The sequence below is a fragment of the Xanthobacter aminoxidans genome (assembly GCF_023571765.1).
GTDB classification, from domain to species: domain Bacteria; phylum Pseudomonadota; class Alphaproteobacteria; order Rhizobiales; family Xanthobacteraceae; genus Xanthobacter; species Xanthobacter aminoxidans.
In genome coordinates, this window is the sequence record NZ_JAMJXC010000020.1 from 1 (window position 1) to 13,209 (window position 13,209).

Consider the following 13,209-nt stretch of genomic DNA (forward strand, 5'->3'; position numbering starts at 1 on the left):
TTCAGGCTGGGTGTGTTCAAGCGGGCGGGGATCCGTGCCGGCTCACGGTCTTCAAGACCTGGGGCCCAACGATCTCCCGCCCGCTCCCATCCTGACACATCCCCAACACACAGGGGCCCAGCGCAAGAAACCGCCGAAGGCGCTTCCATTCCGAACGCCCTCGGCATTGTCCGCTGCGCGGGGGATTTGCGCTGCCCCCCGGATCGGCGCTCCGGCTTACGCCGTCGCTGGTCCGGGGAACAGGCTCAGCTCGCCGCGAACTTCAGCAGCTTGGCGGCCTCGAAGTTCTGCACGCCGCCGCCCACGCGCTTGGTGGTGTAGAACAGCACATAGGGCTTGGCGGAATAGGGATCGCGCAGCACCCGCACCCCGGCGCGGTCCACCACCAGGTAGAAGCGGCGGAAGTCGCCGAAGGCGATGGCGAAGGCGTCGGCCGCCATGTCGGGCATGGCCTCGCTCTCGGCCACCGGGAAGCCGAGGAGGCTCGCCGGCTGGCCCACCCCCGCGGGGGGCGACCAGAGGTAGTTGCCGTTCTCGTCCTTCAGCTTGCGCACGGCGCCTTGGGTCTTGCGGTTCATGACGAAGGTGGCGTTCTGGCGATAGCCGCCCTTCAGCGCATAGACGAGATCGATGAGTGGATCGGCCGGCGTCGCGGAGGGGAAGCCGCCCGCCGCGCCGGTCGCCACGTAGCCCACCTTGTCCCAGGCCCAGGCGCTGTCGGCGACCTTGGTGTAGGCGAGGAAGCCCTTGGGCTTGGCGACGCCGTCGCCGGTGACGAAGGCGGTGCCCTCCTGCTCGGCGAAGGCGGCGTCCACCTCCTGCGCCAGCCACTCCTCGATGTTCACCTGCGCATCGTCCAGCAGCGCCTGCGTCGCCGCCGGCATGGCGTAAAGCTCCATGGCGGGGAAGGCGAGTTCGGCCAGCACCGGGCTGTCGGTCTGCGGCCGCGCGGCGGTCTCCGCCGCCCAGCCGGAGGCGGGACCAGACGTCATGAAGGGCTTGCGATAAGTGCCGGCGCCGATCACCCGCACCGAGGCGAGCGCGCGGATGGGCGAGAGCGCGGCGAGGCGCCGGCCGATCTCCTGCTCCGCCTCGTAGGGCACGAGATAGCCGCCGTCCGCGCCAGAGCCGGCGGAAAGCGCCTTCGCCTCCAGCGCCTTCAGGCCACCGGCCTCGCCGTGGCGGGCATAGGTGTCGAAGGCGGAACCGTGCTGGGAGGCATCGGCCGTGCGCTCCGGCGCGGCGCCCAGCGCCGGGCGGCGGGCCTTGGTGGCAAGGGCATCGAGCCGCGCCTGATGGGCGTCGAGGGCCGCATCGATGCGGGTCAGCTGCTCGGTGGTCAGCACGTCGGCGCCGCGGCGCTCCATCTGCGCGAGGCGCGCGTCGTTGGTCTCCTTGTAGGCCTCGAAGGCGGACAGGAAATCGGCGACGGCGATGCGCTGCTCGGCACCGGCCACCTTGGTCTCAGGCGCGCCCTCGCGAGCGCCTCGGGTTTCGGGCAAGCCCTCATGGGCACCAATGTTCAGCGACATGGGAAAAACCTTCCGTTGAAGAGGGATCAGGCGCCGGCGGCGGCGCGCAGGCGGGCGGCGGCGGCGGTGAGCATCGCGGCCGGCGAAGGGGCCGGGCGCCGGATCCGGGCGTCAGGCTGCATGGGAAAGGTGACGACCGACACCTCCCACAGATCGATGCGGGCGATGCGGCGCAGGCGGGTGCGTGGATCGGTGCGGGCCGTCACCGCCTTGAAGCCGATGGAAAGACCGTCGAGCGCCCCGTCGCGGATCAGCGCCGCCACCTCCCGCGCGCGGGCGACGAAGGGCGAGAGACGGCCGCGCGCATAGAGGCCGCGCCCGTCCTCGATCAGGTCGGTCCACACGCCGATGGGCTCGGCCGGATCGTGCTGGTAGAGCATGCGCACGCCGCCCGCGCCCTGGCGGGCGAGGCTCGCCGAGAAGGCGCCGCGCTCGATGAGGTCGCGGCCGAGGTCGGGGACGTCGAACAGGCACGCATAGCCTTCGATCGCGTAGCCGTCGGCCTGAAGGTCAGACGCGGCCGGGGAAACACGCGCGGGCATGGCTCACGCACCCCCGCCGGGCGTGCTGGGCTTCTTGCGGCGGCGGCTCTTCTCCAGCCGCTCCAGCGTGGCCACGAACTCGCGGAAGACGGTGCCCGCCGGGGCGGCGGGCGCAGGGGCGCGGGCCTTGGTTTTGGGGCCGCCGGTGAGCGCGCGGATGCGCGGCGGGGACGCCTTCTGGAATGGCGATCGCATGGGTGTCTCCGGGAATGTGTTGGCAGGTCAGGAGAGGTCGTCGAACCGCGCGTTGAAGCGGGCCAGCTCGCGCACCAGCGCGTCCATCCGCGCATTGGCGCGGGCAAGCTCGGTCAGCGTCCGCCACAGGCCGGCGGTGGCCGCCAGCGCCCACAGGAGCAGCGCCAGATGCGCGAGATCGCCCCGCTCGGCGAAGGTGCGGATGAGGGTGTCCATGGGGGGCTCTTTTGCGTAGCGCAGGCAAGGTGCTCGCGATTGCCGCCAGCACCTTGCCCCTACGTTCGGAGGGATGGCATCCTTGGTGGATGCCGATCATTTTCAATTCTGTCCTTAGGCAGGCTGGGCTAGATCCAGCTGACGTCCGGCTTCTGCGCCACAAGGACAACCGCGCGGATCCCGGGCGCAGCCCTTATCACCTTTGGCTGAACGCACCCGACGACTTCATGGCCTATCAAGCCATGCAGTCCCCTTCAAAGAGAACAACCTTGAGCGGCAGATACTGGGCTGCGTTCGTAGCAACCCCGAATGACGACACGCTCTTTGTGGGGATTTGGAGCGCAATCCATCTCGGTCTTAATCGGGAGCGGCTGCCTTGGCCCCAGTCGCAAAACAAGTTCGATGAGCCCGGAACGGTCGATACCTACCAGCTCACGTCCACCAGCTATTTGAGCGACATGGTGGGGCGCTTGATCATTGATTGGTCCACAGGACAACGCAGCTGGGTCCAGTATGCTCACACACGAGATAAGCAGGTCCTCGAGCTGCGGCGCGTTTTTCGCGAAGAGGAATTCCCTGGGTTCCTGCGGTTTCAAACTCAGCTTTCGCAGGTCTCTCAGCTTCCTGAATCGTGGCGCGCAATCCTCAGGAATGCCAGAGGCGTCTATCTTCTCACATGCCCGCGCACGCGAGAGCAATATGTGGGGTCGGCATCTGGTGCGGACGGCTTTGTCGGCAGGTGGGACTTCTATGTCCAGAACGGCCATGGCGGCAACATTGCCCTCAAGAGCCGGGAGCTTTCCGATTATCGTATTTCTATACTCGAAGTTGCAGGCTCGTCGGCAAGCACAGCGGAGATCATAGCCGCAGAGGAACTCTGGAAGCGGAAGCTGCAAAGCAAAGAGATGGGATTGAACAGATAGTCCCACGCCGTCCCTATGCTCACGCCGCTCATCCCCGCGACCGTCCGCTCTCATCATACCCCACCGCCGCCCGCTTCTCAGCGTCGGTGAGAAAGTCCGCCGCCCCCACGCGCGCCCACAGCTCCGAGCGCTCGGCGGCAAGCGCCTCGATCTGGTCGAGGTCCGGCACCAGGCTCAGGCCGCCGCCGAAGGCCGGGGCGAGCCAGAGAGCGAGGGCGTCGCAGACGCGGCGCACCAGCGGCACCACGCTCTGGCGCCACAGGGCGCGGTTGGCTTCGGCGTAGTTGGCATAGGTGTTGTCGCCGGGAATGCCCAGCAGCATGGGCGGCACGCCCACGGCCAGCGCGATCTCCCGCGCGGCGGAATTGCGGGCGGCTTCGAAGTCCATGTCCTTGGGCGAGAGGGAGAGCGGGCGCCAGTCCAGCCCGCCTTCCAGCAGCAGCGGCCGGCCGGCATTCACCGCGCCCTGGAAGGAGGCTTCCAGCTCGCCCTTCAGCCGCTCGAACTGCTCCTCGGTGAGCGCGCCGGTGCCGCCATAGACGAGGGCGCCGGAGGGCCGGGCCGCGTTGTCGATGAGCGCCTTGTTCCAGGCGCTCGCCGCATTGTGGAGATCGAGCGCCTGCGCCGCCGCCTCCAAAGGGGCGAAGCCGTAGTGGTCGTCCAGCGGGTTGAAGGAAGACAGGTGCAGGATGGGCGGCACGTCGGCGCCGGGCACCAGCGTGTCCTGCGAAATGCGCACCGTCTCGGCGCCCAGGGTGTAGTCGAACGCCTCGGGCCAGCCGTCCGGCCCCGGCACCACGCGCACGCGGTCCGGCCGCAGCAGATGCAGCTCGCGCACCGCGCCCTCCAGGGCCACCGCCTCCACATAGGCATTGCCGGCCACCAGCAGGTGGCAGCCGATGGCCTCGAACAGCGCCGCGCGGGTGAGGCGCGGGTTGGGCCGGGCGAGCAGGTCGAGGAAAGGGTGGGTGTCGTGCTCCCGCCCGTTCACGGTGAGCACCAGAGGCACGGTGGCCGCCGCCTCGCCGATGAGCCGAACGGCGCGATAGGCGATGGCGTTGCGGGCATAGCCCTCACGGGCCAGCGAAGCGTAGTTGCGCGGCGTCCAGCGCGGCCGGCCGGCGGAGAGAAGGGCGATGAGGCGGCCGGTGCGGCTCGCCTTGGCCTCCTCGGGCGCGCGGCGGAAGGGGGCAAGCAGGCTGGCCAGCATGAGGGGGCTCCGAAATGAAAACGGCCGCCCCCTGAGGCCGCTCATTCCAGCAGATCGGGGCTTCTGCGGGAGGTGCGGATCAAGGAGCGGCCGGAGGGTGCAAACCGGCGAGCCGGCTGCAGGCCACAGGATGCGCCGGCGCGGCGGCCGGCGTTAAAGCGTGCGGAACGGCGACCGGCCTCAGCCGGCGCGGCGACAGGGCTTTAGCCCGCCCGACGCGGATATTCGTGATGGCGCGGCGGCAGCCGGTGGTAGAGGCTCGCCACCGCCACGAGGCAGACGGCACCGGCAATCACGATGCCGGACAGTTCGAACGGATCGATGGGCGAGGCCGCCATCAGCACCGGCACGGCGCCGGCGGGCGGATGCGACACGCGCAGCAGCAGCATGGCGAGGATGGCGAGGCCCACCCCCAGCGCCGCCGCCCACCAGGCACCGGGAAACAGCAAGGCGAAGACGATGCCCACCGTGACCGACAGGGCATAGCCGCCGATGACATTGGCCGGCTGCGCCAGAGGCGAGGAGGGATGGCCGAACAGCAGCACCGCGCTCGCACCGAACGGCGCGATGAGCAGCGGAAGGCTGGTGAAGGCCGCGGCGCCACCGACAAGGCCCATGCCCAGCATGCCGCCCGCGCCGGACTTCAGCCCGACCTGGACGGAGCCGCAATGGGGCTCATGACGTGCGAAAAATGCTTTCCAATGATGTCTCATGGCTCCAGACGGGGCAGAGAGGGCCAAGGGAAGGCAAATGTCTGCACACAACGCTGTCATGCAGCCTCATTTGTAGGCACATGATGGACGTATTCTGGATGCCACGCAAGGGGCGAGGCGCCACTCTCGCGTCCCGGACGCGTGCAGCTCCAGCGGAACGCGAGCCGGGACCCAGCACAAGGCGCCGCCGAAGGCGCTTCCTAACCCCGCCATCCTCAGGCTTTGCCCCGCTGCGCGGGAACTCTTGCGCTGGACCCCGGATCAGCGCTCCGGCTGCGCCGTCGCTTGTCCGGGGAACGTCACAGCCCCCGCACCCGTGGCGCGCCGGCCTTCGGGCCGAGCGCCAGCGCGGTCACCGCCCACACCAGCGCGTCGAGCCGGTCGGGCGAGCGGCCGGAGGAGAGGCCGTCCGTGCCGAAGTCGCACATTTCGTCCTCCAGCTCCGGGAAGGCGCCGGCGTGGCGGACGCGGGCCTGTTCGTAGAGGGCGGCCACCGGCTCGGCGCGCAGGAATTTGCCGCGCGTGGCGCGCACCTGCTCCACCGGCACGGCGGGGTCGACCTCGGCGATGACGGCGCGCACCATCTCGCCGCCCTGGTTCACCTCGGCGACGATGCGATCGGCGGCGAAGCGATGGAACAGCGCTACCGCCTTGGCCGCCCATTGCGCCGGGCGCAGGCCCTGCTCGGTGGCATCCGCCAGCACATGCACCACCCCCGCCGCATCCACGCCCGCCGCCACGAGGCCGCAGGAATCGGCGCCGGCGCGGGAGGAGGCGGGCGGGTCCACCGCCACGACGATACGGGCGAGCGGCGGGGCCTCGGCCTCGCGCAGCGCCTCTAGCTGGGGGCGGGAGAACAGCGCGTCGGACCGGTCCTCGATGATCTCGCCATCCAGCTCCTGCCGGCCGAGGCGGGTGCCGCCGTAGCGGGACATCACCTGCCCGAGGAAGGTGGGGGCGAGGTGGAAGGCATTGTCCGCCGTCTTCGCCCGGCTCACCGCCGTTGCGGGATCGGCGAGGAGACGGCGCAGCAGCGCGGTGGGGCGCGGCGTGGTCGTCACCATCTGGCGGGGTTGGGTGCCGAGGCGCAGCGCGAATTGCAGCATGTCGAAGGTGGCCTCGCCCCGCTTCCACTTGGCCAGTTCGTCCAGCCAGGCGGCGGCGAATTGCGGGCCGCGCAGGCTTTCCGGGTCCTCCGCCGAAAACCCCTGCGCCACCGCGCCATTGGGCCAGACGAGGCGGCGGCGGGTGGGCTCCCAGCGCGGACGCTCGCCGCGCGGATGGACGGCGAGGACGCCGGAGACGCCCTCCACCATCACCTCGCGCACATCGGCCATGGTCTCGGCGATGAGCGCGATGGGGCTCACCGGCGCCACCGCGAAGGGGGCCGTACCGGTGGCGAGGCCGCGCACCCATTCGGCGCCCGCCCGCGTCTTGCCGGCCCCGCGCCCGCCCAGCACCAGCCAGGTGGACCACGCCCCGCCGCCCTGGGCTTCCGCCGGCGGAAGCTGGTCCGGCCGCGCCCACAGGGCCCAGTCGGCGAGGAGGCGGCCGGCGTCTTCCTCGGGCAGGCTTTCAAGAAACGCCTGGGCCGTCTCCTCCTTCGCGCAGGCGCTCAAGGCGGCGCGCAAGCTCGCGGCGGAAGGTGTCGAGGTCGCGGACGGTTCCATCTTGGTCCTTCGCCTTGCGCCGTTTCTTCGCCTCGGCCTCAAGCGCGGTCAATTCGCGCAAAGTCCGCGCCAGCACGGCCAGCGCCCGGGCGTCCTTCTCGGGTTCGGGGCGCGGCGCCTCGGAGGGGTCGGCGACGCGGGCGAGGCGGTCCTCGATCTCGTTGATCTGCCGTTCCGCCGCCCGCCATAGCCGCTTGAGCAGGCCGCGCCGGTCCGGCTTGCCGGAGGCGTTCGCGGGGGCGTTTGCGGGGCCTCTGGCGGCGCGCGCCTTCGCCGGCTGGCCGCCCACGGGGTGGGCGGTGCGGCGCGGCACGGGATTGAAGAGGAAGGTACCGTCCGGCCCCATCTCGCGGTCGATCCAGTAATAGACGCCGGCGCTGGAGAGGCCGGTCTGCCGGCGGATCTCCGCCATGCTGGCCCCCTCCAGATAAAGCCGCCGCGCCAGCGCCCCCCGCGCCGGACGCGCGGACGGCACGGCGCTGCCGTGAGGCTGCTCCATGGCTGGACCTCTGGAATGAAGAGGAAAGGAAGAGGCGCGGGCGCCGGTTCGGCAGGACGACCGCGCCACCGCGCCGCCGTCATGCCCGGCCTCGTGCCGGGCATCCACGTCGGGCCGACGGGACGATGGCCCTGAACGGGCACCCGGCCCCACGACGTGGATGGCCGGGACAAGCCCGGCCATGACGGTCTGTGAGAAATCACGATGGTCGAGGGCGGTTCGTCGCCCCGGCATCGGCCGTCAGGCACACCTCTCGAACATGGGGAAAAGATACCCAGGCAGCGCACCGCTGTCAAGGACTAAAATCCTAAAAAACCTTCCCCTCACCCCAGCATCACACGATCCCGCCCAGCCAGCTTCGCCAGATAGAGCGCGCGGTCGGCGCGGCCGTAGGCGTCGGAGAAGGTGTCGCCGGGGGGTGTGAAGGTGAGGCCGGCGGAGAAGGTGTAGGTGAAATCGGGGACATCCGGCAGCGGGCGGGAGGCGCGGACGCGGGCGAGGAGGTCGGCGACGCGGTGCTCGGCCTCCGCGAGGTCGGTCTGCGGCAGCACCAGCACGAATTCCTCGCCGCCCACCCGGCCGAAGCAGTCGGAGCGGCGGATGGCGCCGGCCATCAGGGCGCAGAAGGCGCGCAGCAGCACGTCGCCGGTCTGGTGGCCGAAGCGGTCGTTCACATGCTTGAAATTGTCGAGATCGATGACGCAGAGCGTGCCGCCGGGGCCGTGCGGCGCCATCATCTCGTTGGCGCGGTGGATGGCGAAGCGGCGGTTGGCGACGCCGGTCAGCTCGTCCGTGTGGGCGGCGCGCAGCGCATGGTCGCGAGCCTGCCGGATGTCGCGCGTGTCGACGCGGAAGGCGGTGACGTCCACCCCCACGGTGAGCATCCAGCCGTCCGCGTCCATGGTCTCGTTCACCAGCAGCCAGCGGCCATCCCTGAGATCGCTCTCGAAGCTGCGGAAGCGCACCTTGCCGCGGCGCGACTTGGCGGAGGCGAGCCAGGTCTCGAAATCATCAGCCGTAATGTTGATGCCGTGCCCCGACGCATGGCTGCGCCGGACCATTTCCTCCCAGGTGGGGAAATCGCCCTCCGAAAGCCCGAAGGTGGCACGGTAGGCCGGGTTGGTGTAGCGCAGCCGGTCGGTGTGATCGTAAAGACCGACAAGCAGCGGCGTCGCCTCGTAGAGGGTGCGGAGGCGGGTCAGGAGGCCGGGCACGCCGTCTTCGGCGCCCGCGTTTCCGAAGTCACGGATGTCGAACATGGCCCGGCCGAGCATACCGTAACTGGAGGGACGACGGGCAGTGGTTTTGTAGCACCTGCCTCCTGCTTTCGGGTGAGACGACGGCGGGCGCCCGTCCCCTACCCTAGCCCCGTGCCGCCATGACCGCGGGCGGCGCCTCGCCATCCACCTGGATGCGGTTGCGGCCGCTCATCTTGGCCATGTAGAGCGCGCGGTCGGCGCGGCCGTAGAGATCGGTGAAGGTGGTGCCCGGCCCGCCCGTGGCGATGCCGGCGGAGAAGGTGTAGGCGAAGTCCGGCCATTGCGGCAGCGGCCGCGACTGGCGCACCAGCGAGAGCATCCGCTCGACGATGAGCACCGCCTCCTCCGCCGAGGTCTGCGGCAGCACCAGCACGAACTCCTCGCCGCCGATGCGGCCGAAGCAATCCTTGCGGCGGATGAGGCCGTTGATGCGGGCGGCGAAGTCGCGCAGCACCGCATCGCCCGCGAGGTGACCGACCAGGTCGTTGATATATTTGAAATTGTCGAGGTCGAGCACGCACAGCGCCCCGCCCAGGGCGCCGGGCGACAGCATGTCGTCCACCCGCGCGGTGATGAAGCGGCGGTTGGCGATGCCGGTGAGATCGTCGGTCTGCGCTTCCTTGATGGCGCGGTCGCGGGCCTGCCGCACATCCCGCCCGTCCTCCCTCAAGGCGGTGATGTCGCTGGCGATGCAGAGCATCCATCCCGAGGCGGAGACGCCCTCCGTCATCAGCAGCCAGCGGCCGTCGTAAAGGTCGGTCTCGAACGCCCGGTAGGGCACCTTGCCGCGGCGCGAGGAGGTGGAGACCAGCCAGGCGTCGAAATCGGGGGCGGTGATGACGGTGCCCCGCCGCTCGGCATGGTTGCGGCGCATGATCTCCGCCCAGGTCACCTCCTCGCCCGGCGCCAGGAAGAAGGCGGAGCGGAAGGCGGCGTTGGCATAGCGCAGCCGATCGAAGGAATCATAAGCCGCCACCAGCACTTGCGTGGCGTCGTAGAGGGCAGCGAGCTGGTCGGGGACAAGGATCATACCAAGGACATTATACGTCATGCATGTCCGTTTGGGCACGTACAGATCGGCCGCATGGTGCGTGCTGCTGTCTCAGCTGGCGGGTGGGCCGGGTCGGCGGCAACGGCCGCCATGGAAAGCGGCTTCGCGCTGCGGTATGGAGAGGGGTGGCGCGCTGGCGCGTCGCTCTGGAGGGTGCGCGATCCCATGTTTCCGCCCGGCTTCCCGTCCGGCCTGCCGCTGCTGGTGCCGCTGATGCTGGCCGCCTGCCTGATGGTGCCGGCCCACGCGCTGGAGGCCCAGTGGCCGGACACCGCCTCCGCCCGCCAGCAGGCGCAGGAGCTGGTGGAGGCGCTGAACGCCGACCTCCTCGCCCATCCGAGCGCCACCGCCACCCTGGAGCGCTGGTGCGCCACCCGGGGCATCTCCGATCCGTCCAAGGTGGTGGCCGAGCGGGTCTACGAGCGGGAGGGCGCCGCCCCCCCGGAGGTGCGCGCTCTGCTCGGCGCCGGACCCGACACGCCGGTGCGGCATCGCCGGGTGCGGTTGGTGTGCGGACCCACGGTTTTGTCGGAGGCGGATAACTTTTATCTGCCGGAAAAACTGACACCCGACATGAACCAGGTGCTGGACACCACCGATACCCCGTTCGGCAAGGTGGTGAAACCGCTCGATTTCCGGCGCAAGACCCTCGATTCCACAGTGCTGTGGATGCCGGCTGATGAGACCGGCTTCAAGCCCGCCCCCGGTGCTGTGCTGCCCCTGCCGGCCTTCGTGCTGAGCCACCGGGCGGTGCTGACCCTGCCCGACGGCACCCCCTTCAGCGCCCTGATCGAGCGCTATACGGCAGGCATCCTCGGCCCCCCGCCGTCGCGCTGAAGCGCCTCGCCGAGGCCCTTTCCCCCTCCCGCGCGGGGAGGAGGAAAGGTCCGTCTTTTCAGAGGCTTGTCAGTCCGTCTGCGCCTCGGCCACGGCCACGGCGGTCATGTTGACCACGCCGCGGGTCGTCACCGACGGGCCGAGGATGTGGGCCGGCTTGGCGGTGCCCATGAGGATGGGACCGACCGGCAGGGCATCGCCCAACACCTTGATCATGTTGAAGGCGATGTCGGCCGCGTCGAGGTCCGGCATCACCAGCACGTTGGCCACCCCGGACAGCCCGGAATGGGGGAAGGACTTCTTGCGGATATCTTCCACAAGTGCCGCATCCGCCTGCATTTCTCCGTCGACCTGAAGGTTCGGATCGCGCTCGCGGATGATGGAGAGGGCGGAGCGGACGCGCTTGGCCGAGAGCGTCTCGTGGCTGCCGAAATTGGAGTGCGAGAGCAGCGCCACCCGCGGCTCCAGACCGAAGCGGCGGACGTGCGCGGCGGCCAGCACCGTCATCTCGGCGAGGTCGGCGGCGGTGGGCTCGGTCTGGATCTGCGTGTCGCAGATGAAGAAATTGCCCTTGGAGGTGATGAGCAGCGAGAGCGCCGCCAGCTCCTTGACTCCGGGGGCGAGGCCGATGATGTCGCGTACCTGCCGGAGGTGGCGCACGAAACGGCCCTCGATGCCGCAAAGCATCGCATCCGCCTCGCCGCGATGGACGGCCAGCGCCGCGATCACGGTGGGATGGGTGCGAACCAGCGTGCGGGCGGCGTCGGGCGTCACGCCGCGGCGGCCGGCCACCTCGACGTAATCGCGCACGTAGTCGCGGTAGCGCGGATCGTCCTCGGGATTGATGAGGTCGAAGTCGCGGCCGGGCTGGATGGAAAGGCCGAAGCGCTTCAGGCGGGTATCCACCACGCTCGGGCGGGCGACGATGATGGGCCGGGCGATGCCTTCCTCGACCACCGCCTGCACGGCGCGCAGCACGCGCTCGTCCTCGCCTTCGGCATAGATCACGCGCTTGATGGACTGCTTCGCCTTGGCGAACAGCGGACGCATGATGAAGCCGGAGCGGAACACGAAGGTGTCCAGCCGGTCGATATAGGCGTCCATGTCGGTGATGGGACGCGTCGCGACGCCGGTGTCCATGGCCGCCTTCGCCACCGCCGGCGCGATGCGCAGGATGAGGCGCGGGTCGAACGGCGAGGGGATGAGCGAATCGGAGCCGAAGGAGCGGGTCTCGCCGCCATAGGCGCGGGCCACCACGTCCGACGGCGTCTCGCGGGCGAGCGCGGCAAGGGCTTCCACCGCCGCCATCTTCATCTCGGCGTTGATGTCGGTGGCGCCCACATCCAGCGCGCCGCGGAAGATGTAGGGGAAGCACAGGACGTTGTTGACCTGGTTCGGGAAGTCCGACCGGCCGGTGCAGATCATGGCATCCGGGCGCGCCTCGCGGGCAGCCTCGGGCATGATCTCGGGCATGGGATTGGCAAGGGCGAGGATGAGCGGCTTGTCCGCCATCTTCTTCACCATCTCCGGCTTCAGCACGCCGCCGGCGGAGAGGCCGAGGAAGATGTGCGCGCCCTCGATCACCTCGTCGAGGGTGCGCTTGTCGGTCTTCTGGGCATAGATCTCCTTGTAGGGATCCATGAGGGTGTTGCGGCCGTCATAGACCACGCCCTCGATGTCGGTGACCCAGATGTTCTCCTTCTTCGCGCCGATGGTGACGAGAAGGCCGAGGCAGGCGAGCGCGGCGGCGCCGGCGCCCGAGGTGACGATCTTCAGATCCTCGATCTTGCGGTTGCCGATCTCCAGCGCGTTGCGCACCGCAGCCGCGACGATGATGGCGGTGCCGTGCTGGTCGTCGTGGAAGACCGGGATCTTCATGCGCTGGCGCAGCTGGGCTTCCACCTCGAAGCACTCGGGCGCTTTGATATCCTCGAGATTGATGCCGCCGAAGGTGGGTTCGAGCGCGCTCACCACGTCCACCATGCGCTCGACGGTCAGGGCATCGATCTCGATGTCGAACACGTCGATGCCGGCGAACTTCTTGAACAGGACGGCCTTGCCTTCCATGACCGGCTTGCCGGCGAGGGGGCCGATATTGCCGAGGCCGAGCACGGCGGTGCCGTTGGAGACGACGCCCACGAGATTCGAACGGATGGTCAGCTCGGCAGCCTGCAGCGGATCGGCGGCGATGGCCTCGCACGCGGCGGCGACGCCGGGCGAATAGGCGAGCGCCAGATCGCGCTGATTGCCGAGGGGCTTGGTGGCCTGGATCTCAAGTTTTCCCGGCCGCGGCGTGCGATGGTAATAAAGTGCGCCCGAACGCAGATCCTCGGAAATGTTGGACGCCATACGCCTCCCCCTTCGTGAATAACGATCGCCGCGGAAAATCGGCCGGCAACCTAGCGGCCACGCATGCTTATGTCACGGGCGACCGCACAAATTAGGTTATGTTGCGCACGCATGGCGGGTCTGAGGGGCGCAGGTGCCGCGATCTTGGGCGTGTCTGATGCGCGCTCGCAATTTGGGCGCCTGCGATTCGCCCTTTTGGCGGCGAGTCTGCGG

13 protein-coding genes are annotated in these 13,209 nt (G+C 69.4%); 2 read left to right on the forward strand and 11 right to left on the reverse strand.

From position 1 onward, the window contains the following. Window positions 1-245: 245 nt before the first annotated feature. The 4 genes from EJ105_RS22705 to EJ105_RS22720 are packed head-to-tail and all read right to left on the reverse strand — an operon-like array spanning window position 246 to window position 2,485. Window positions 246-1,532, reverse strand: coding sequence for a phage major capsid protein (locus tag EJ105_RS22705; RefSeq protein ID WP_051678725.1), 1,287 nt, complete (start codon window positions 1,530-1,532; stop codon window positions 246-248). 26 nt (window positions 1,533-1,558) lie between these two features. Then, a complete protein-coding gene (locus tag EJ105_RS22710; RefSeq protein ID WP_250168123.1) occupies window positions 1,559-2,074 on the reverse strand; it encodes an HK97 family phage prohead protease in 516 nt (171 codons plus the stop codon). Window positions 2,075-2,077: 3 nt separating this feature from the next. Continuing rightward, window positions 2,078-2,269 carry a hypothetical protein gene (locus EJ105_RS22715; protein ID WP_250168124.1) on the reverse strand — a complete coding sequence of 64 codons (192 nt, stop codon included), beginning with the start codon at window positions 2,267-2,269 and terminating at the stop codon, window positions 2,078-2,080. Window positions 2,270-2,296: 27 nt separating this feature from the next. Further along, complete coding sequence (locus tag EJ105_RS22720; protein ID WP_029555135.1) at window positions 2,297-2,485, reverse strand: hypothetical protein; 189 nt, start codon at window positions 2,483-2,485, stop codon at window positions 2,297-2,299. Window positions 2,486-2,574: 89 nt separating this feature from the next. Between EJ105_RS22720 and EJ105_RS22725 the strand changes: the two genes are divergently transcribed. After that, window positions 2,575-3,408: a GIY-YIG nuclease family protein gene (locus EJ105_RS22725; RefSeq protein WP_250168125.1), complete on the forward strand. Its 834-nt coding sequence runs from the start codon at window positions 2,575-2,577 to the stop codon at window positions 3,406-3,408. A 28-nt stretch (window positions 3,409-3,436) separates the two neighbouring features. On the opposite strand, the gene EJ105_RS22730 is transcribed toward EJ105_RS22725, so the two are convergent. From EJ105_RS22730 to EJ105_RS22755, 6 genes are all read right to left on the reverse strand, one after another. Further along, on the reverse strand, window positions 3,437-4,618 hold the full coding sequence (locus tag EJ105_RS22730) for a phage portal protein (protein ID WP_250168126.1): 1,182 nt from the start codon (window positions 4,616-4,618) through the stop codon (window positions 3,437-3,439). Between the two features lie 203 nt (window positions 4,619-4,821). After that, window positions 4,822-5,331, reverse strand: a complete 510-nt coding sequence (locus tag EJ105_RS22735; protein ID WP_250168127.1) for an HPP family protein — start codon at window positions 5,329-5,331, stop codon at window positions 4,822-4,824. Window positions 5,332-5,630: 299 nt separating this feature from the next. Further along, complete coding sequence (locus EJ105_RS22740; protein ID WP_250168128.1) at window positions 5,631-7,001, reverse strand: DNA-packaging protein; 1,371 nt, start codon at window positions 6,999-7,001, stop codon at window positions 5,631-5,633. Further along, on the reverse strand, window positions 6,907-7,500 hold the full coding sequence (locus EJ105_RS22745) for a hypothetical protein (protein ID WP_250168129.1): 594 nt from the start codon (window positions 7,498-7,500) through the stop codon (window positions 6,907-6,909). Before EJ105_RS22745 ends, EJ105_RS22740 begins: the two co-directional genes overlap by 95 nt. Before the next feature lie 323 nt (window positions 7,501-7,823). Continuing rightward, window positions 7,824-8,759, reverse strand: coding sequence for a sensor domain-containing diguanylate cyclase (locus EJ105_RS22750; RefSeq protein ID WP_250168130.1), 936 nt, complete (start codon window positions 8,757-8,759; stop codon window positions 7,824-7,826). A 103-nt stretch (window positions 8,760-8,862) separates the two neighbouring features. Continuing rightward, window positions 8,863-9,810: a GGDEF domain-containing protein gene (locus tag EJ105_RS22755; protein ID WP_250168131.1), complete on the reverse strand. Its 948-nt coding sequence runs from the start codon at window positions 9,808-9,810 to the stop codon at window positions 8,863-8,865. 165 nt (window positions 9,811-9,975) lie between these two features. Between EJ105_RS22755 and EJ105_RS22760 the strand changes: the two genes are divergently transcribed. Then, on the forward strand, window positions 9,976-10,647 hold the full coding sequence (locus EJ105_RS22760) for a hypothetical protein (RefSeq protein WP_250168132.1): 672 nt from the start codon (window positions 9,976-9,978) through the stop codon (window positions 10,645-10,647). Between the two features lie 69 nt (window positions 10,648-10,716). Here the strand turns inward: EJ105_RS22760 and EJ105_RS22765 are convergent, their stop codons facing one another. Further along, entirely contained in the window at window positions 10,717-12,996 is a 2,280-nt protein-coding gene (locus tag EJ105_RS22765; RefSeq protein ID WP_029555144.1) for an NADP-dependent malic enzyme, read from the reverse strand. Window positions 12,997-13,209: the final 213 nt, after the last annotated feature.

What these genes read in the sequence shown, in the direction of transcription:
- EJ105_RS22755 (WP_250168131.1), bottom strand. Translation starts at nt 9,810, where the DNA reads ATGACGTATAATGTCCTTGGTATGATCCTTGTCCCCGACCAGCTCGCT.
- EJ105_RS22765 (WP_029555144.1), bottom strand. Translation starts at nt 12,996, where the DNA reads ATGGCGTCCAACATTTCCGAGGATCTGCGTTCGGGCGCACTTTATTAC.
- EJ105_RS22735 (WP_250168127.1), bottom strand. Translation starts at nt 5,331, where the DNA reads ATGAGACATCATTGGAAAGCATTTTTCGCACGTCATGAGCCCCATTGC.
- EJ105_RS22730 (WP_250168126.1), bottom strand. Translation starts at nt 4,618, where the DNA reads ATGCTGGCCAGCCTGCTTGCCCCCTTCCGCCGCGCGCCCGAGGAGGCC.
- EJ105_RS22720 (WP_029555135.1), bottom strand. Translation starts at nt 2,485, where the DNA reads ATGGACACCCTCATCCGCACCTTCGCCGAGCGGGGCGATCTCGCGCAT.
- EJ105_RS22740 (WP_250168128.1), bottom strand. Translation starts at nt 7,001, where the DNA reads ATGGAACCGTCCGCGACCTCGACACCTTCCGCCGCGAGCTTGCGCGCC.
- EJ105_RS22725 (WP_250168125.1), top strand. Translation starts at nt 2,575, where the DNA reads ATGCCGATCATTTTCAATTCTGTCCTTAGGCAGGCTGGGCTAGATCCA.
- EJ105_RS22760 (WP_250168132.1), top strand. Translation starts at nt 9,976, where the DNA reads ATGTTTCCGCCCGGCTTCCCGTCCGGCCTGCCGCTGCTGGTGCCGCTG.
- EJ105_RS22750 (WP_250168130.1), bottom strand. Translation starts at nt 8,759, where the DNA reads ATGTTCGACATCCGTGACTTCGGAAACGCGGGCGCCGAAGACGGCGTG.
- EJ105_RS22745 (WP_250168129.1), bottom strand. Translation starts at nt 7,500, where the DNA reads ATGGAGCAGCCTCACGGCAGCGCCGTGCCGTCCGCGCGTCCGGCGCGG.
- EJ105_RS22705 (WP_051678725.1), bottom strand. Translation starts at nt 1,532, where the DNA reads ATGTCGCTGAACATTGGTGCCCATGAGGGCTTGCCCGAAACCCGAGGC.
- EJ105_RS22710 (WP_250168123.1), bottom strand. Translation starts at nt 2,074, where the DNA reads ATGCCCGCGCGTGTTTCCCCGGCCGCGTCTGACCTTCAGGCCGACGGC.
- EJ105_RS22715 (WP_250168124.1), bottom strand. Translation starts at nt 2,269, where the DNA reads ATGCGATCGCCATTCCAGAAGGCGTCCCCGCCGCGCATCCGCGCGCTC.